Here is an 18,645-nt window from a genome sequence, read left to right as displayed (position 1 = left end):
CCTTAAAAAACAAACCTATGGACGTAAACTTTAATTATGTGCATGTCACTGCAAGTGAACGATTAGAAGCCTTTACCAACAAACATTTAGATAAATTAAAAGATCGCTATGATTGGATTGTTAGATCTGAAGTATTCTTTAAGAAAGAAAATACTTCTGAGCCAGATTCAGGTATGATATGCGAAATTAAGTTAAGTGCTCCAGGCCAAAACTTATTTGCCTCTACTAGTGCTAAAAATTTTGAAGCAGCAATTAGCGAAACTTGCTCTGAACTTAGAAGGCAACTTCAAAAAAAGAAAGAAAAAATGACGACACATTAAGCTTGTCATTCATTTTAATAATAAAAAAGCCTCGATTTATCGAGGCTTTTATTTTTTATCTTCAAAAGTGAAATTTACATTTCCTGAAAAATAGAACGCATTAATCGAGTTTTATCATTTAAACTCTCTTCTAATGAAATCATAGTTTCAGTTCGGCTTACACCATCAATATCATCAATTTTAAAAATTATATTTTTTGCATGTTCAGTATTTTTAGCTCTTATTTTACAAAACAAGTTAAATTTTCCAGTAGTAACATGAGCAACTGTAATATTAGGTATATCTTCAAGACGATTTAATACGAATTGTGTTTGTGAAGTTTTTTCTAAAAATATACCAACATAAGCGATGAATGTATAACCTAAAGACTTATAATTGAGTGTTAAAGAAGAACCTTGAATGATTTTCGCTTCTTCCATTTTTCGCACTCGTACATGAACAGTACCAGCTGATATATCTAATTTTTTGGCTATATCAGTAAAAGGAGTTCTGGTATTTTCAATCAACATATTTAAAATTTGGTGATCTGTATCATCTAATTTAAATCGCGCCATTTTCGAGTATTTTTAAACATTAATTAATTAAAAAGCAAAATTAATGAATAAAACGTAATAAAAATCGATTTTTTAGATTAAATTTTAAATTTTTTGACGAAAACGTTTTCGTTAATCTTGAGTTCAGGAAATTCATCACCGACTTGTAAGTCATTAAATTTTGAGTGATTTGATAATTGACTTGCATCAATTATAGTATGACCATAATAAGTTGATTTGTCTGCAATTTCAACCACAATGGGATTAAAACCAATGTCATCACCTTCAAATGATTCTTCGTACTTAATCCCGACGGTCTTTAAAACATCACCAACTTTTATTTTTTCAACAACTACATCAACAAATAACTCTTGGTTTTCTGGAATTTTATTATAATCATCTAAGGCTTCAATATGAGTCTCTTTTTCAATAAAAGCAGTACCAAGTTCCAAAGCTTTAAAAAGACTCAAAAAAGTATATTTCCTAACAATTTCACGCTCATAATCATCAGCAAAATGACCAGACTCAAATAACACAGTCGGAATACCAGTTGAATGTAAATAATCGCCTGTGCAATTCATATTAAAGGCATCATTGTAGCGACCGACTTGTTCAGGAAGAAAATTCTGAAGTAAATCATTCACTCCATTAATAATAGCCATAGATTTAAGTCTTGTCTCGTTAACACTGCGATCTTTAGTTGAAGAAGCTGATAAAAAAGATAATGTTGCCGGAACAGGATTTAGACCAGCACTAAATATAGTTCGTTGACCATGCATGTTTAAACACAAATGAGGTTGAAATGACTCTACAATTGAAAATAAAACCTGAGTTTCAGGTTGTGATTGTAGCTTTGCATCTCTATTTAAATCAACATTATTAGCGTTAAATCGAGTATATTTAAATGCACCATCAGGATTTAGAATAGGAATTATTTTTAAGGTAACTTGTTGAAGTAATTCAACTAAAACCTTGTTTGAAGTATTTAAGTTTAATTTAACCCAGCTTAAGAAATCATAAATAGCCTTGGTTGAAGTAGACTCGTTACCATGCATTTGCGACCAAACTAAAATCTTGATCGGCCCATCACCTAAATTAAAAGAAGTAATGATTCTTGATTCAACAGAATTACCTTCATTCTTTATTGATAAATGATGAGATAATTCGTGGTTGAGTTCATGTATTTTCTCTTCAAAAAGAAGCCGACCAAAAAGTTGACTACATTTAAACTGTTCATAATTACTAAGTAAATTACTATAAAAGTGAAATGGTATTATCATGTTTACAAAAGTAAAAAAAGAAATGTTTACATGCGTATACATTAAAAATCACTCCTGATTTTACATTTGTAAATTAATTAATACCTTTAACCTTAATTTAACCAAGCTAAACTTTCGCTAAACCGTAACAATTGTTTTTTAGTATGTAAAATACTATATATCAGTATTATAAATTATTTTATAAAAGTATTAGTTTAATGCTTAGTTCGGTTGTTTTATACTTTTTAATAACTTAAATTTATTGTTTACATTTGCATATTTACAATATTAAACAAATCTTTACACAATGGTAAACAGCGCTGATTTTTCCAAACGTATACAACGTATTATGGAAGTTTACGACCTAAATGCATCAAGTTTTGCCGAACGAATTGATGTAGGTCGTGCTTCAATTTCACATATTCTCTCAGGTAGAAATAAGCCAAGCCTAGAATTTGTGATGAAAGTTGTTAAAGAATTTACTGATGTAGAATTATATTGGTTACTTAATGGAAAAGGTAATTTCCCATCAACTTCAACACAGCAGGAAGCTGAAAAAGACAAAAGTTCTACTACTACTCCATCTCAAAGTGCAACGGTTCAAAATCATGAAAGCGAATCTTCTGCTTTTTCAAATCAAGTAGCAAATAAGGATCAAATGATTAAAAAGGTAATAATTTGTTATAATGATGGTACTTTTGACGCTTTTGAACCTAGCAATTTATAATTTTGTATAAAATGAATTCTATGAATAAGGTTGTTTATTTAGTTTTATTAAGTGTAGTGTTAAGTTCTTGCTACCAATCTGAACGTAATTGTAACAAATTTAAAACAGGTGTATTTGAATTTAAAACTCTAGTTAATGGCGAATTAGAAACCACCAAATTTATAAGGAATGATAGCATCGAAATAGAGCTTTATAAAAATAAACGAGATACGGCGTATATTCGCTGGGTGAACGACTGCCAATATATTTTGACTTCAAAAAATCCTAAAAATAGGTCTGAAAAAAAGCCTATTCAGATGCGGATTTTAACCACTAATGGCGACACCTATAAGTTTTCTTACAATATTGTAGGAGAAACTAATACTCAGCAAGGACAAGTCACCAAAATAAGTGAGTTAAAATAAACTAGCCTGAGAATCATTAGATGAGTTATTTTCGGCATCATCTAAATTATCGTCTTGATCTTCTGTGTCATCTAACTCAGGCTTTAACGGTTCTAAAGCATTAATCTGCTTGACTTTATCTGATGTTAACTGATTACCTTGTGCTTTTATACCTTTAATAGCTATAAACTCTTCAACATTAATTATTTGATTAGGCTTGCGGTCTTTACCTTTTTGTTTTATGAATTCAATTTCAACTTGAGGCTTATAATCAGTGCTAATTAGTTCTAATTGAGAATCAGGATGATCTGTAATAACTTGTTCCTCTTTGTCAGTTTGTTCAATTAAAAAACGTTTGAGATAGTAACGTTGCTTCTCGCCTTCCCAATAAATAACGCTTATTGGTTTTTTAGGTTGCCATTTTTCAAGTACAATGATATCATTTTCGAAATGAGTTGTTATTTCAGGAATAATTGCTTTTACAATACCGTTTTGGCGAGCTATTAAAAGGCGGTCATTACCTTTAAATGCGCCTAAAAGTTCGCCACGTTCATCGGTGTTCAAACGTCTCACAGTGTCATCAAACCATATTTTACGTGGTTTTAAAGTAGATACACCTTCTTCTTTAAGTTCTATACGCTTGATAGGAAGTTTAGTAACAATGTTGCCTTTTACACCTCGACCTTTTATAGCTAAGTCTTTAAAATCGAGATCGAATTTTAATTTTTTGAGTCCTTTTTTTTGTCTTAATTGTATATTAACAATTTCAGCTTCTCCATTAGGATTAGCGCTAAAATAAAGCACTTTAGATCCTGCCTTACCTTTTGTAATGTCGTAGGCGCGATCACGTGTAATTGAAGTGACTGAAAAACGTTTCATAAAATTATGGCCTGTTTTTCCGTCGCGGTAAATTACGTTGTAAATTGTACGTTTATCTTTCCGTTTAAAAATGTTGGTATAAATAATATTTTTACCTATGAAGGTTTTGGTATCTACTTTTGTTACCATCATTAAACCGCTTTCGGTAAAGCAGATAATGTCGTCTATATCACTACAATCGGTAACGTATTCTTCTTTTTTGAGTGAAGTACCAATAAATCCTTCTTTGCGATTAACGTAGAGTTTAGTGTTTCTAATTACCACTTTAGAAGCCTCTATGTCTTCAAATAGTCTAATTTCAGATTGGCGTTCTCGACCTTTGCCATATTTTGATTTTAGATTTTTAAAATAGTCTATTGCAAATGTTACCAGGTTTGCTAAGTTGTATTTTACTTGTTCTATTTCGCCTTCAAGCGCTTCAATTTTTTTTTGAGCTTTATCTAAATCGAATTTAGAAATACGTTTAATTTTAATTTCAGTTAAACGCGTAATATCGTCTTCTGTGACTTGTCGTTTCAAATGCTTTGTGAAAGGCTTCAGTCCCTGATCGATGGCTTTAATAACGCCTTCCCAAGTCTCTTCTTCTTCTATATCTCTGTAAATACGGTTTTCAATAAAAATCTTTTCAAGTGATAAAAAGTGCCATTGATTTTCGAGTTCAGCGAGTTTAATTTCTAATTCAGCTTTAAGTAAATCTACAGTATGGTTTGTACTAATTTTTAATAATTCACTAACGCCTAAAAAATGAGGTTTATCTTCAATAATTACACAACTTAAAGGAGAAATAGATACTTCACAATTGGTAAATGCATAAAGTGCATCTATGGTTTTATCTGGTGAGATTGTAGATGGAATATGCACAAGTATTTCAACAGAAGATGATGTGTTATCTTCAATTTTTTTGATTTTAATTTTTCCTTTGTCGTTTGCTTTTAAAATTGACTCGATTAAACTTGTTGTGTTTGTGCTGTAGGGAATTTCAGAAATGACAAGTGTATTTTTGTCTCTTGCTGAGATTTTAGCTCGTATTCTTACCTTACCGCCACGTAAGCCGTCATTATAGCCGCTTACATCAATGATACCAGCCGTTGGAAAATCTGGATAGATTTTAAATTTTTTACCTTCTAAATGTTTAATTGAAGCGTCTATGAGTTCATTAAAATTGTGAGGCAAAATTTTTGTACTTAAACCAACTGCAATCCCTTCTGCACCTTGGGCAAGCACCATCGGAAATTTTACGGGTAAATTAACTGGTTCTTTTTTTCTACCATCATAAGATAGTTGCCATTCGGTTGTTTTTGGATTGAAAACAACTTCAAGCGCAAACTTGGTTAAGCGTGCTTCTATGTATCGAGAAGCTGCTGCACTATCGCCAGTCAAAATATTTCCCCAGTTTCCTTGAGTGTCTATTAATAAATCTTTTTGGCCAATTTGTACTATTGCGTCTGAAATGCTGGCATCGCCGTGTGGATGATATTGCATGGTATGTCCCACGATATTAGCTACTTTATTGTAACGACCGTCATCTAGGTCTTTCATTGCATGTAAAATGCGTCGATGAACTGGCTTAAAACCATCAATAACAGATGGTACTGCACGTTCTAAAATTACATAAGAGGCATAATCTAAAAACCAATCTTGATACATTCCATTAATCTTAATAGAATCAGTATTATTGGTTATTTCAGGAACATCACTCATGATTTAAATTAGATTTATAATGATTTTGAATTTTGTCTCACTAGTTTAGATAAAGATTTACGAAGGTATCTTGTTTTACGCGGACTTAATAAGGTAATATTTATTTTTATTTTTTGCTTCCTTGTTGATGACTTGTAATAAAGTGTGAGTCTTTTATAGAAAAATAAATTTAAAATTGAGTATTTATAGATATGCTCTCGCTTTAAATCGAAGCGTTTATCTCGATAATTAATCACTTCAGAAAATATAACGCCTCTAGTATAGATTCCTATTAAAGCTCCTTCACTATCAAATTCAAAATATTTCCCGTTTATATAGGTATAAATTAATGCGATAACGACAAGAGACTCTAAAGCATAAAGATATTTGATTGAAGGTAAAAATTGTTTACCCATGAGTTGGTACAGAAAAAAGGTAACGATGCCAAGAACAATTGTAAAAAAATAAATTCCAGGTAGAAATTTGGTGGCTCGATAATTAGTTAGTCTCATAGGCCATTTCTTCAAGTAAATCAATTTCAACTCTAAGGTTATCGATAATAAAATTTTGACGATCAGGTGTGTTTTTACCCATATAGAATTTCAATAAATCATCTATGCTTTGCTCCTTTTCTAGCATAACAGGATCTAAACGAATATCATCACCAATAAAATGTACAAACTCATCGGGTGAGATTTCACCTAAACCTTTAAAACGTGTAATTTCAGGATTACCACTTAATTTCTTGATGGCTTCTTTGCGTTCATTTTCAGAGTAACAATAAATAGTTTCTTTTTTGTTTCTAACCCTAAATAAAGGCGTTTGTAAAATATATAAATGGCCTTCTTTAATTAGTTCAGGGAAAAACTGAAGAAAAAAGGTAATTATTAAAAGTCTAATGTGCATGCCATCAACATCGGCATCGGTAGCTATTACAATGTTATTGTATCGTAAATCTTCAAGAGAGTCTTCAATATTTAAGGCAGCTTGAAGTAAGTTAAATTCTTCATTTTCATAAACAATTTTTTTACTTAAACCATATGAATTTAAAGGCTTTCCTTTTAAACTAAACACTGCTTGTGTATTAACATTACGTGATTTAGTGATGCTTCCACTAGCCGAGTCGCCTTCTGTTATGAATAAAGTAGTGTCTAAATAATTTTCTTTTTTCGTATCGGTTAAATGAATTCGGCAGTCACGTAATTTCTTATTATGAAGACTTGCTTTTTTGGCGCGTTCTTTTGCTAACTTCCGAATGCCTGATAAATCTTTACGTTCTTTCTCTGCTTGTAAAATTTTCCGATGTAGTTTATCTGCTGTATCGGTATGTTTGTGAAGGTAATTATCGAGTTTGGTTTTTACAAAATCTACAATATAGGTTCTTACTGTTGGTAAATTTCCACCCATATCGGTAGAACCAAGTTTTGTTTTGGTTTGACTTTCAAACACTGGTTCCATCACTTTAATACTAATCGCTGAAACAATAGATTTTCTTACATCACTTGGATCAAAATTTTTACCATAAAATTCACGAACCGTTTTAACAATTGCTTCTCTAAAAGCTGATTGATGAGTACCACCTTGTGTAGTGTGTTGACCATTAACAAAAGAGTGATATTCTTCGCTATATTGTGCTTTGCTAAAAGTTAGTGCTACTTCAATATCGTTTCCTTTAAGGTGAATAATATCAAATAAGCGATCTTTTTCAGCAATGCGATCGCTTAGTAAATCTTTTAAGCCGTCTTCTGAATAAAATTTTTCACCATTAAAAACAATGCTTAAACCAGGATTTAAATACACATAATTTTTAAGCATTTTTTCAATGTACTCTTTCCTATAGTTGAAGCTTTTAAAAATAGTGTCATCTGGAATAAAGCTAACTTTTGTTCCGCGTCTTCTTGATGTTTCAGTAAGTTCTTCTGTATTTGTTAGTTCACCTTGTTCAAATTCAGCTGAAACCGATTTACCATCTCGCGTAGATTCGACCCTGAAAAATGATGACAAAGCATTTACTGCTTTTGTACCAACACCATTTAGCCCGACTGATTTTTTAAAGGCTTTTGTATCATATTTTCCGCCAGTATTCATTTTTGAAACAACATCTACCACTTTACCTAGCGGAATGCCTCGACCATAATCACGAACTATGACACGTGAACCTTGAATAGAGACTTCAATAGTTTTGCCGGCGCCCATTACAAATTCATCGATAGAGTTATCCAGAACTTCTTTTAGTAAAATATAAATACCATCATCTGCGCTAGAACCATCACCAAGTTTACCAATATACATACCTGGACGCATTCTAATGTGCGCTTTCCAGTCTAAAGACTTAATATTATCTTCGGTGTATTTTGTTTCTTTAGTCATTGTTAAAATCGTGGTAATTCAGATTTCTATTGGTCTATATTTTCTCAAAAATGAATTAATTACCGCTAAAATAAAATTTTTAAATGAATTTAATACCATAAGCCTTGAAATTAAACGATGGACAGATTTTTAAGACCGACAAAGTAAATTTTATAACAGTTGATGGTTGTAAAGGTGGTTGGTGCATTATTGGTAAAATAAATGCTAAATTTATTTATGAAGTTTCAGAGAAACTTGAAGATTTTTTAAAAAATCATCCAGAAATAGAATTTGTTTTTATTGATATTCCTATAGGTCTAAGTTCGGCGAATTTTAACAGAACCATAGACCAAAACTTACGGCGAAAGCTAAAAGGAAAGACTTCAAGTGTTTTTTCTCCACCTTGTCGTGAAGCTTTAAATAAGTCTGCTTATCGTGAAGCCAATCAAACTAATAAGGAAATTACAGGCAAAGGCTTATCGATTCAAGCTTACAACATTAGTTCTAAAATAAAAGAAGTCGACCAATTAATTTTATCAAAAAAATTTAACTGTGAATATTTTGAAGTGCATCCTGAACTTTGTTTCAAATATTTAAATAGTGGCAATGTTGTTTTGAGTAAAAAGTCTACGATTGAAGGTGTTGAAGAACGCTTAAATTTAATTTCTAAAATTAATCTTCAATACGTTGAAATATTTCAAAGTTTAAAATCTAATTATCCTAGAAAAGTTTTAAAACAAGATGATATTCTAGACTCACTTGCCATAATTTGTTGTTTACATAAAACTGATAGAATTCGGTTTATACCAACCGATCAAAAATTTGATTCACAAAAGCTTAGATTATCAATAATAGACTTTTAGTTAACAAACTTTAACATAAAAAACATTTTTTAACCTGTTTTTTAGGCAACTTATATTCACCTGTAGCAATTATATGAATTTAAAGCTAGGCACAAACATTATTTTTGCAAAAAAATAAAAATGAAGTTTAATTTATACTTTTTTTTAATTATAGGAATTTTGTCGTTATCGATTAAGGCACAAAATAACTGTGACTGCGATTTTATAATCTCTAGTGCTAATCAGTCTTTCCCTAATAATACAAATAACAAAACAGTTTGTTTTCAAGGTAATTTTACTTACACTCTAAATTGGGAGAATATTGACAACAAAACTGAATTATGTATAGGTGAAAATGTAACATTTAATTCAGCTGGATTGAATTGGCCAAATTCTAAAAATTTTACCATTTCTAATTATGGTGTTTTCAATTATGGTCAAAGTATTGAATTAAAAAACCAAACTTTGATTAATAACTATGGCTTAATGAACGTTAAGGTTTCATTTTCAGGTGGTATGTTGAATAATTATTCTGGAGCAGAATTAAACATTAATTCTTGGAGTGCTTTTAATAGAGGTACGCTAAATAATAGTAATAATTCTTCAGTTGAAATTGCTAATCAATATACAGAATTTGGTCATCAATTTTTTCTTAATTCAGATGGTGATATTATTGTGAATGGAAATTTTGTTTTAAATTCGACTGATATTATTCTTAATGGTAATAATAATTTTGCAAAAAATTTTACCAATAATTCGTCAAATAATGTTATTTCTGGACAAACTTACATCGGTAATAATTTTGTGAGTAACCAAAATAACTCTAACATTACTTTTAATTCACTTACAACAATTGATGGTCAATTAAACGTATATTCAGGTGAGGTGACTTTTAATGACGGTGTTTCAGTATTGGGTGATACTCAAGTTAATGGTGGTAGCTCATTAATTGTAGAAAGTGATTCTAATTTTAATAAATTAACAATTTATAATAATGGCGAAATTGCTGCTTACACAGAAGGTTGTAAGTATATTAATATACAAAATACCGCTGGTTCTAGTGGTGAGGTTAATGCCTACAATAATGCTACTTTAACTCTTAATAAGGTTTACGATCAACCTTACAATGAATGGGTTTTATCTGGTAATGTTAACATTGCCAATGAATGTAGCACACCTGAGACTGTTTGGGAAGGTACAGTTTCTAGTGATGCTAATAACCCAAGCAATTGGTCTAATGGTTTACCATCTTTATCAGTTAATGCTATTATCCCTGAAACATCTAACAACCCAAGTTTATCAAGTAACTTACAAGCACTTAATTTAAATATACACCAAAATGCTGTTCTTTACTCTAATGGGAATTACACATTAAGCCTTAGTGGTGATATTTTAGGTTCGGGAGATTTAATATTTAATGATGGTAATTTAAATTTTGTTGGAACTGAAAGATTACAATCTATTGAATTATCTGGAATATTAAAATTAAAAAACTTTTCTGTTAACAATCCAAACTCTGTGTCATTAAATAATTCTTCTATTGATTTATTTGGAGTTTTAGATTTAAATCAGGGAAATCTGATTACAAATTACGATTTGTCAAAGCCTGAAGCTAATTTATTAACTTTTAAATCTAATGAAGGCAATACAGCAATAGTTGCACCATCAACATTTCATGTTATTGGTGAAGTTATGATAGAGCGTTATATACCTGCTCAGAAAAGAGCTTTTAGATACATTACATCATCAGTAAGCACAACCTCTTCAATAAGAGAAAATTGGCAAGAAGGTCAAAATAATACTTCAAATAATTATCAAAACAATATTAATAGTAATCCTGGATTTGGCACACACATTACAGGTAGTGAAAGCGGTAACAATGGTTTTGACGCTACATTAACTGGTAACCCTTCTATGTTTAGTTGGGATATTAATACAAGTAATTGGGTTCAAATTCCTAATACAGATCAAACTAATTTGATTGCTGGTAAAGCATACAGTTTATTGATTAGAGGTGATAGAAGTACAAATATTTATTCTTCAAACAACGCTTTGGGTAATCCAACAACTTTAAGAATGACAGGAGAATTAATCTCTGGAAATGTAGATGTCTCAAATAATATTAGTGCATCACCAGGTGCTTACAGCTTAATTGGTAATCCTTATCAAGCTCAAGTAGATTTTAAGTCACTATTAAAGCAAGAAGGTACAAATCTTGATAAGAATTTTTATTATGCTTACAATCCTAATTTAGGAAGTCGTGGCGGTTACGTAGTTGTTGATTTAAATGAGTCTCCTGTTGAAATTACACCGAGTAATTTAGATAATAATTCTAATGAAGACAATTACAGATATATACAGCCCAATCAAGCTGTTTTTGTGAAAACTAGTAGTGATGCCACTTCTGCCCCAACTTTAGTTTTTAAAGAATCTTACAAAGACTTAAATACGTTGACTAATGAAGTTTTCAGTACTACTCAAACTCCTAACGAAACTGCTAAAATTAGTATGAATTTGTATAGTGAATCATTGAGTAAAGTTGTAGATGGAGTTAAATTTGAATTTAAAAGTTCGCATAGTTCTGCAGTAACTGAAGAAGATGCTCTTAAATTTTGGAATTCTGGAACAACCATCGGTATTAATAACAATCAAAATTATTTATCAATTGATAAGCGTAATTATCCATCTGAAGACGAACTCTTAGGGTTTTGGATTGGTAATTATACAACTGGAGAGTATAAATTTAATATTGAAGTAACACAATTAAACTCTCATAATGCCTTTTTGATTGATAATTATACTGGGATAGAATATCAGTTACAAAACAACACTATAAACCAAGTTAATTTTAATGTTGATACAAATATATCTGCATCAACATCAAGCTCACGATTTAATATTAGATTTAATCAAACTACATTAAGTAGTAATGAAGTTTTAAATTCTGACAACGTAAAATTATATCCTAATCCAGTTGTCAATGAGTATTTTAGAGTTTCTTTACCAAGTTTTGTTAACGAAGCTAAAATTAAAGTTTATAATAATTTAGGGCAAAAGTTAATATCAGAAGATATAAAATCTAACAATAAAATCTCATCTAAAGGTTTAAAATCTGGTGTTTATTTTATCGAAATCTCGGCAAATGAAAATACTTACAATACAAAGCTAATCGTAAAATAAACGATTTTAATATTCTTAAAAACCATCTTTGTCAAGATGGTTTTTTTATGATTCAAACTCATCTAAATTAATACGATTTATAGCACTATGAGAACTTTCACTTAAAACCTTCTCATCTTTAAGAATAATAAGCTGTGGTGATTCGTGAACAACATTTAAATCTTTTGCCAATTGAGATGACAAATCCCTATTTTGTATAACATTCAACAAATAAAATTTAGCATTCGTTTTACTAGGAATTTGTTGCTTAAATTGATTCAAAACCATATTACTAATACCACATCTAGGCGAATGCTTAAAAATAAAGACAAAGTTTTTTTTAGATTCTTCAAGTAAATGCTCAACATTCTTTTCTTGATTTAAATTTTCAAAAGAGTGATCAAGCATTTGATTGTTTTCGTTTTTAAAAATTTTTTCAAAAAATCCCATAACCAAATTTTTGTTAAAAATATTAAAAACATCTTTTTTTTAAAAAAATAATTCAAATTTAGTTTCACTTTAGTTTGAACTAAAAATTAGTATAGCACAAATGACAAGTTATAAATTTTATCAAATTGATGCTTTTACAAGTTCTGCATTTGAAGGCAATCCAGCTGGTGTTATTTTAATAGATAAAAGTTGGCCAAATGATGAGATATTACAAAAAATAGCCCGCGAAATTAATCTGTCTGAAACAGTTTTTGTTCAAAAATTAAGTAATCACAAATATAAAATCAGATTCTTCACTCCTACTTGTGAAGTGCCACTTTGTGGTCATGCAACACTTTCAGCAGCCTTTGTATTGTTTAATAAATTAAATTTAAAAGCAAATCAACTTATTTTTAATACTATGGATTTACAATTTCAAGTTGATTACAATCCTAAAAACAAGTTGGTTAAATTAAAATTTCCTCTCTATAGCTTGCAACAACTCCCAAATAATACAAAAATATCTGAAATTTTAGATTTGCCTATAACCGAACTTTACGCATGTGACAACAACTGGAAAATGGCAGTCTGTGAAAATGAATTTGCTTTACAAAATTTACATGTTAATGCTGAAACTTTAACATCAAATGCTTATGGACAATTAATTATAACAGCTAAATCTAATTCAGAAAAAGACTTTGTTTACCGATGTTTTGTTCCTGATTTAGGTATACTTGAAGATCCTGTTACAGGTTCAGCTCAATGTGCTTTAATACCTTACTGGAGCTCTATTTTAAACAAAAGAGAACTCATCTCTCAGCAAGTTTCTGGCAGGAAAAACACGATTACTGCTCAGGTTAATGCTAACAATATTTCAATCTTTGGAACTTGTACAACTGTTATAGTAGGTAATCTAATGTTTTAGTTTAAATCATGCCGTAAAACAAAGGAATTAAAAAACTAGCCACAAGCCAAAATAACAAATTGAGACCTATACCTACTTTAAAAAAATCTATAAACTTATACTGTCCAGCACTGTAAACCATAGTGTTAGTTTGGTAGCCAATAGGCGTCATAAAAGTGCCGGAAGCTGCTAACATAATAGCAACGAGAAAAGGCATAACTTGATAATCACTAATATTAGCCGTAGCTATGGCAATCGGAGCCATTAAAGCTGCTGAGGCGTTATTAGACATTAATTCAGTTAATAATGATGTGCTTAAGTAAAGACCAGAAATCAAGGCTATTGGACCTAAATGACCCAAATTGTCTGTCAAAAAATTTGCGATATTTAAGTCTAAACCTGTTTTATGCATTGCTGTACCTAAGCTAATAGCGCCAGCAAGGAGAAATACAATTTTCCAGTTAATAGCTTTGTAAAGTTCTTTCATACTTAAAAACTTCAGCAAAACCAGTAAGGTTACAATACTTATGGCGCCAATCATGATATCAACAAAACCGGTACTTGCAATAATAATCATTAACAAAATTAGACTGCTAACAGTGTAAAATTTAGTTTGATTAAAATCTGTAATATGGTCTTCAGATAAAAGCACAAAAGGGGCATCATCTTCAGCTTCAATACGTTTTAATTCTTTAATGTAATGCGTTTTAACTTCAGCTAAAATTACATCACCAGACAATAATTTAGTATCGTATAAATTGTCATGTTTAATGTTTTCACGGTGTTTAATACCTAATGGAGTTGCACGATATTTTCGCCTAAAGTCTATTTCTTTTAAAGTCTTACCATGTATGTTACTTGCTGATGTGATTACCATTTCAATTAAAGCCGATTCAGTTTCTTTTAAAGTATCATCACCTATTTTTATAGGAGATAATTTAATTGATTTAGTTTTATCCTTTAAAGACTTAATTTTATCGACGTTACAGCGTACTTTTAAGATATCTTTTGATTTTAGTATGAAGTCGCCTTGGGGAAGATTAAATTTAGTTTCACCACGACTGACTTCAATAATATCCATATCAAAATCTTTAACTAAGTCTGAATCCATAATCCGTTGACCTACTGAAGTTGAATCTTCCAGTAACTCAACATCAGTTAAGTATTTATTTAAATTAAATTTTTCGCTTAAATTTTTATCACTTCTTCGGTTAGGTAGTAATTTAATCCCGATAAATCGCATGTAAATAACACCAACAACTACTAAGCCTAAGGCTACTGGTGTCATTTCAAAAATACCTATCTCTAGACTTATTTCTTGTTTTGAAATACCACTAACTAAAATATTGGTTGATGTACCTATTAAAGTACACATTCCTCCAAATATAGAAGCAAAAGAAAGTGGAATCAGCATTTTAGAAGGACTTTGGCCAGATTCATGCGCAATTTGAATAACAACTGGTATAAAAACAGCAACTACTGGTGTATTATTAACAAAAGCTGAAATAATAGCAATGAGTAACATCATTAATAGCATTCCTACATCAAATTGGTATCTAAATATTTTAGATAATCGATGAGCTAAATACTGTAAAGCACCTGTTTTTAACAATGCTGCACTAATTACAAACATAAATGCTACTGTAATTGTGGCTTTATTGCTAAATCCTAAAATACCTTCTTCTGGAGTTAAAACACCACTAAAAACTAAAGCAAGCATGATTAAAATCGCAATTAAATCAACCGAGATAATTTCAGTTATAAATAAAACGACTGCTAAGCCTATAATAACTAAAGTGATAATTGCTGCTGTAGTCATATTTAATTAAAATTGACCACAAATATAATTAGTCTATTAAATTTATAGACTTTATGTAGAAAAAATTAAAGTATTTTTTTTAGCCTATTTTCACGCTGCATAATTTCAGCTAAGTTAGCGTCTTTTAAAAGTTCAACGGTTTTGTTTCTAACTTGTAAAAAAACATCTCTAATACCACAAGTTTCTTCATCTTTACATTCTTCACAACGCTCGTAATATTTATATGTCACGCATGGCAAAAAAGCTATTGGTCCATCAAATAATCGCATAACATCAGCTAAATTAACTTCTTCTGGGGATTGAAGTAAATAGTAGCCACCACCTTTTCCTTTCTTACTAGCTAATATACCTGACTTTTTTAAATCAAGTAAAATGGCTTCTAAAAATTTTTGAGGTATGTTTTGAGCTTTTGAAACATCACTAATTCGTGTTGGTTGTCGCTCATCTTGCTTTGCAAGGTAAACTAGAGCGTTTATGGCGTATTTGGTTTTCTTAGAAATCATAAGCGACACAAATATATCACTTTTAATAGCGATTTTTTTAATTATGATACCGTATTTTGCAATCACTAACATTTTATTATGCCTGACAATACTCTTATAAATCATCTTAAACATTATTTTGGATATGACAGTTTTAGATCGCAACAAGAAGCGATCATTAATACTGTTTTATCAGGAAATGATTGTTTAGTTATTATGCCAACTGGTGGCGGAAAATCGCTTTGTTTTCAATTGCCTGCTTTGAGTTTTGAAGGTGTAACTCTTGTTATATCTCCTTTAATTGCTTTGATGAAGGATCAAGTTGATGACTTAAAGGCTAATGGTATAAAAGCAGAAGTATACAACAGTTCTCAAACCACAACGTATCAAGCTGAAGTTATTAATAAAATTTATAACAAAGAGCTAGATTTAGTTTATACTGCGCCAGAAAGTTTATCGTATTTACAGCAAATATTACAACCAAGTTATATAAGCTGTATTGCAGTTGATGAAGCGCATTGTATTTCTGCTTGGGGTCACGATTTTAGGCCATCCTACAAAAATTTAGGCTTTTTAAAACGTTCGCTTCCTGAAGTTCCTGTTATAGCTTTAACAGCCACGGCCGATAAAGCCACACAGCAAGATATTTTAAATCAGCTCAATATTTCTCACGCTCAAAAATTTGTAAGTTCTTTTAATCGTGAAAATATTTTTTTAGAAGTTAAATCAGCCAATAAAAGGTTTGAGCAAATCCTTCATTTTATTGAAAAACAACCTGAAAGTTGTGGTATTATTTATTGCCTAAGACGAAAAAATACTGAAAAATTAGCACAAAAATTTCAATTAAAAAATATTAATGCTAAAGCGTATCATGCTGGTCTATCACATGAAGATCGTATAAAAATTCAAGAAGATTTTGTGTTTGATAAAACCCAAATTATATGCGCTACTATTGCATTTGGTATGGGAATCGACAAATCAAATGTGCGCTGGGTAATTCATTATAACATGCCTAAAAATGTTGAAGGTTATTACCAAGAAATTGGTCGTTCTGGACGCGATGGCTTACCAGCACATGCTTTAATGTTTCATTCGTATGCTGATGTAATTCAATATCGCAATTTTATTGATGGCGCAGCTAATCAAGAAGTGCAATTAGCAAAGCTCGAACGTATAAAGCAATTTGCTGAAGCAAAATCTTGTCGAAGAAAAATATTGTTAGCTTATTTTGGTGAACATTTAAGTGAGGATTGCGGCCAGTGTGATGTTTGTTTAAATCCGCCTCGCTTTTTTGATGGTCGTGTACATGCTAAAAAAGCAATTTCAGCTATTGCTCGTGTTAAAGAACAAGAACCTATTGGTACAATTATAGATATTTTACGTGGCGCACAAAATCAAAATATTTTACAAAATAATTACCATAAACTCAAAACTTACGGTGTTGGTAAATCTATTTCATGGAGAGATTGGCAACATTATATTTTAGAAATGCTAAACTTAGGACTAATAGATTTAGCATTTCATGATCATAATCGCTTAAAATTAAATGCGGTTTCAAAAAAAGTGCTTTTTGAAGATTACTATGTAAAACTAACAAAACCCGAAGTAAAATCTAAAAAAATTCCTTCAACTGTAAATGTAAAATCTAAACCTAAAGCTTCTACCCTATTTGAACAATTAAGACAACTTCGTCTTGAAATTGCTTCTGAAGAAGATATTCCGCCTTATTTGGTTTTTAACGATGCCAGCTTAAAAGAAATGGAAATTCAACGACCAACGACTTTATCAGATTTCATGGCTATTAGCGGAGTTACTCAACGTAAAGCAGAGCGATTTGCAGATGAATTTTTAGAAGTAATTCTTAAATTCTTGAAGAAAAAACGAAAACCTTCTAAAACTAAATCCGAAACTTATCGACTCACTTTAAAATTAATAAATCAAGGTAAAACTGTTGAAGAAATTGCTGATGAGCGAAAGCTCAAAACAACAACAATAAATTCTCATATCGCAAAACTTTTTAGTGAAGGAAAGTTGACTTTTATTGAAGATTATGTAACTAAAACTGAATTAGAAGAAATTAATCTAGTCTTAAAAAAACTGGATGATGACAGTAAACTAAAACCAATATATGAAGCCTTAAATGAGAAAATTGAATATGGTAAGATTAGAATAGCACTCGCCTATTTCAATAAAAAGAAAAAATAATTAATTTCTTACTACAACTGTAGATGCCTTAACACCAGTTAATAGATTCCATATATTTCTAGTAATTAAGGTACCATTATCAATAGCCTTTAACTCAGCTGTATTAGGTCCAGATTCTCCTTGATTTAAAGCTACAAACTCTATTTTATTAAAGCCAACTTCTAGCGGAATTGTAATTTCTTTATAAGCGTTTTCAAGCAGTAAATTTTGAATTAAAATTTTACCATTTAAGCGAACTTGTACACGATCGCCATCAAACATCATGTGGTCTCGACATAAAAAAACAATTTTATCTGATGTAGTCACAAAATCACCTAAATACATGTCATTGCCAAACTCTTCTTTCATTTTGTTATTTTCGTCTTCAGGCTTGGCATTTAGTTTTTTGGTATATAAATCACTCGGATTTGTAAATTTCTCTTTAGGTTTAAAATTGATTCCTTTTTCAGGCTCTGCAAATAAATTTTTAACTTTTGGTCGGTTTGGTATACCTAATAAATTATTACCACTAGAAACCTTAGCTTTAGTAAAAACTGCACCTTTAGATTTTGTACTTGATTGAGGCAAGTCTTTATCTTGTGCATAACCCAGAAAACTAACCAATAATAAGATGTAAATTATATTATTCATAATACAAATGTATTTGTTTTCAGCTATTTATGAGCCTAATAAATT

The 18,645-nt window shown here is 30.5% G+C and carries 16 protein-coding genes; 7 read left to right on the top strand and 9 right to left on the bottom strand.

Features of this window, described 5'->3' with window-relative positions; all coding sequences use genetic code 11:
• Positions 1-17 precede the first annotated feature (17 nt).
• Positions 18-320, top strand: a complete 303-nt coding sequence (hpf, locus tag IMZ30_RS11360; protein WP_207038412.1) for a ribosome hibernation-promoting factor, HPF/YfiA family — start codon at positions 18-20, stop codon at positions 318-320.
• A 74-nt stretch (positions 321-394) separates the two neighbouring features.
• Here the strand turns inward: hpf and IMZ30_RS11355 are convergent, their stop codons facing one another.
• Complete coding sequence (locus tag IMZ30_RS11355) at positions 395-874, bottom strand: Lrp/AsnC family transcriptional regulator (protein WP_207038411.1); 480 nt, start codon at positions 872-874, stop codon at positions 395-397.
• Positions 875-951: 77 nt separating this feature from the next.
• Positions 952-2,133, bottom strand: coding sequence for a M14 family zinc carboxypeptidase (locus IMZ30_RS11350; RefSeq protein WP_207038410.1), 1,182 nt, complete (start codon positions 2,131-2,133; stop codon positions 952-954).
• 286 nt (positions 2,134-2,419) lie between these two features.
• On the opposite strand from IMZ30_RS11350, the gene IMZ30_RS11345 reads away from it, so the two are divergent.
• Together IMZ30_RS11345 and IMZ30_RS11340 are read left to right on the top strand one after the other, a co-directional pair.
• Positions 2,420-2,839 carry a helix-turn-helix domain-containing protein gene (locus IMZ30_RS11345; protein ID WP_207038409.1) on the top strand — a complete coding sequence of 140 codons (420 nt, stop codon included), beginning with the start codon at positions 2,420-2,422 and terminating at the stop codon, positions 2,837-2,839.
• A 20-nt stretch (positions 2,840-2,859) separates the two neighbouring features.
• A complete protein-coding gene (locus IMZ30_RS11340; protein ID WP_207038408.1) occupies positions 2,860-3,243 on the top strand; it encodes a DNA topoisomerase IV in 384 nt (127 codons plus the stop codon).
• Here IMZ30_RS11340 and IMZ30_RS11335 read toward each other — a convergent pair.
• The 3 genes from IMZ30_RS11335 to IMZ30_RS11325 are packed head-to-tail and all read right to left on the bottom strand — an operon-like array spanning position 3,235 to position 8,151.
• Entirely contained in the window at positions 3,235-5,802 is a 2,568-nt protein-coding gene (locus IMZ30_RS11335) for a DNA gyrase/topoisomerase IV subunit A (RefSeq protein ID WP_207038407.1), read from the bottom strand. The genes IMZ30_RS11340 and IMZ30_RS11335 overlap by 9 nt on opposite strands.
• 14 nt (positions 5,803-5,816) lie before the next feature.
• Positions 5,817-6,293, bottom strand: a complete 477-nt coding sequence (locus tag IMZ30_RS11330) for a hypothetical protein (protein WP_207038406.1) — start codon at positions 6,291-6,293, stop codon at positions 5,817-5,819.
• On the bottom strand, positions 6,280-8,151 hold the full coding sequence (locus tag IMZ30_RS11325; protein ID WP_207038405.1) for a DNA topoisomerase IV subunit B: 1,872 nt from the start codon (positions 8,149-8,151) through the stop codon (positions 6,280-6,282). Before IMZ30_RS11325 ends, IMZ30_RS11330 begins: the two co-directional genes overlap by 14 nt.
• A 104-nt stretch (positions 8,152-8,255) precedes the next feature.
• Between IMZ30_RS11325 and IMZ30_RS11320 the strand changes: the two genes are divergently transcribed.
• Positions 8,256-8,993: a DUF429 domain-containing protein gene (locus tag IMZ30_RS11320; protein ID WP_207038404.1), complete on the top strand. Its 738-nt coding sequence runs from the start codon at positions 8,256-8,258 to the stop codon at positions 8,991-8,993.
• 120 nt (positions 8,994-9,113) lie between these two features.
• Positions 9,114-12,152 carry a T9SS type A sorting domain-containing protein gene (locus IMZ30_RS11315; protein WP_207038403.1) on the top strand — a complete coding sequence of 1,013 codons (3,039 nt, stop codon included), beginning with the start codon at positions 9,114-9,116 and terminating at the stop codon, positions 12,150-12,152.
• 45 nt (positions 12,153-12,197) lie between these two features.
• On the opposite strand, the gene ytxJ is transcribed toward IMZ30_RS11315, so the two are convergent.
• Complete coding sequence (gene ytxJ / locus IMZ30_RS11310) at positions 12,198-12,581, bottom strand: bacillithiol system redox-active protein YtxJ (RefSeq protein WP_207038402.1); 384 nt, start codon at positions 12,579-12,581, stop codon at positions 12,198-12,200.
• A gap of 100 nt (positions 12,582-12,681) precedes the next feature.
• Here ytxJ and IMZ30_RS11305 point away from each other — a divergent pair, with 100 nt between their 5' ends.
• Positions 12,682-13,485 carry a PhzF family phenazine biosynthesis protein gene (locus IMZ30_RS11305; protein ID WP_207038401.1) on the top strand — a complete coding sequence of 268 codons (804 nt, stop codon included), beginning with the start codon at positions 12,682-12,684 and terminating at the stop codon, positions 13,483-13,485.
• 1 nt (position 13,486) lies between these two features.
• Here the strand turns inward: IMZ30_RS11305 and IMZ30_RS11300 are convergent, their stop codons facing one another.
• Complete coding sequence (locus IMZ30_RS11300; protein ID WP_207038400.1) at positions 13,487-15,283, bottom strand: SLC13 family permease; 1,797 nt, start codon at positions 15,281-15,283, stop codon at positions 13,487-13,489.
• 65 nt (positions 15,284-15,348) lie between these two features.
• Positions 15,349-15,891, bottom strand: a complete 543-nt coding sequence (locus IMZ30_RS11295; RefSeq protein ID WP_317194395.1) for an Rrf2 family transcriptional regulator — start codon at positions 15,889-15,891, stop codon at positions 15,349-15,351.
• Between IMZ30_RS11295 and recQ the strand changes: the two genes are divergently transcribed.
• Positions 15,865-17,970 (top strand): DNA helicase RecQ, encoded by a 2,106-nt coding sequence (gene recQ / locus IMZ30_RS11290; protein ID WP_207038399.1) that lies wholly within the window; start codon positions 15,865-15,867, stop codon positions 17,968-17,970. The two genes, IMZ30_RS11295 and recQ, sit on opposite strands and share 27 nt — an antisense overlap.
• Here recQ and IMZ30_RS11285 read toward each other — a convergent pair whose 3' ends face one another.
• Positions 17,971-18,600 (bottom strand): hypothetical protein, encoded by a 630-nt coding sequence (locus IMZ30_RS11285; protein ID WP_207038398.1) that lies wholly within the window; start codon positions 18,598-18,600, stop codon positions 17,971-17,973.
• Between the last annotated feature and the right edge of the window lie 45 nt (positions 18,601-18,645).

The organism is Psychroflexus sp. ALD_RP9 (genome assembly GCF_017311165.1).
Classification (GTDB): Bacteria; Bacteroidota; Bacteroidia; order Flavobacteriales; family Flavobacteriaceae; genus Psychroflexus.
This window is presented reverse-complemented; position numbering and strand designations above follow the sequence as displayed.